The 207-nt window shown below is 59.9% G+C and carries 1 protein-coding gene; it reads left to right on the forward strand.

Going from position 1 to position 207, the window contains the following annotated elements; translation table 11 throughout:
- Positions 1-207: class I SAM-dependent methyltransferase (locus tag AF337_RS40965; RefSeq protein ID WP_152971222.1), on the forward strand; the 207-nt coding region annotated here is incomplete at both ends.

Below are 207 nucleotides of genomic sequence, written 5' to 3' on the forward strand. Positions count from 1 at the left end.
TCGTCGACTGGGGTGGCGACTGCATCATCGTAGAGAATTGCCGTCAGCTGCCTTTCGAGGATCGCAGCTTCGACACGGTCTGCTTCGTTGCTTGCCTCAACCATATTCCTGAACGGAAGCAAGCGCTTGCAGAAAGCTGGCGCATCCTGAAACCGGGTGGGCGCCTGATCGTCACCATGATCGGCCGCCGGATCGGCGAGGTAGGGC

It is taken from the genome of Rhizobium ecuadorense, from assembly GCF_001187535.1.
GTDB lineage: Bacteria > Pseudomonadota > Alphaproteobacteria > Rhizobiales > Rhizobiaceae > Rhizobium > Rhizobium ecuadorense.